At 53.9% G+C, this 538-nt stretch carries 1 protein-coding gene; it reads left to right on the forward strand.

Annotated features, from left to right (window positions below):
• Nucleotides 1-538: hypothetical protein (locus tag AK963_RS34405; protein ID WP_175404792.1), on the forward strand; the 538-nt coding region annotated here is incomplete at both ends.

Below are 538 nucleotides of genomic sequence, written 5' to 3' on the forward strand. Positions count from 1 at the left end.
TGCCTGATCCTGACAGTGCCATTGTCTTTAGCTATGTGGCGCAGAATGATGATGAGGTCACTATCCGAACCGGCTCTGTGTCTGTGGATGATATGACCTTCCGGCATACCGTCGAGAAACCCGGCATCAAACCCGGCTCGATGACGGTGACGTATGTTTCCTCCGGGGAGAATAAAACCCTGACCGATCAGGCTAATGGTTTGCTCACAGGCGACGGTAACGGGGTAATCCATTACGCTCCCGGCGAGTTGAGCTTTAAGCTGGATTTCCTGCCAGATAGCGGGACAGAAATTGCACTCTCTTATGAACAAGGCACCAGTGCCGGTGGCGAGGTGATTGTCTCGGTGGATGGTCAGGGCGTAATGAGTGGCACCATTCCCGGTGCTCCCTTGCTCCCAGGTTCTATCCAGTTGCAATTTCTGGTCGAGCAGTTATCCAATGTGCCGAGCGAAACCAGAAACGAGGATGACTGGACTACCTATGAAACCACCCGGAACGTAGCCAAGCAGATCAGCGACGATACAACGGGTGGCTGGCG

Origin of the sequence: Endozoicomonas atrinae (genome assembly GCF_001647025.1) — a bacterium.
Taxonomy (GTDB): domain Bacteria; phylum Pseudomonadota; class Gammaproteobacteria; order Pseudomonadales; family Endozoicomonadaceae; genus Endozoicomonas; species Endozoicomonas atrinae.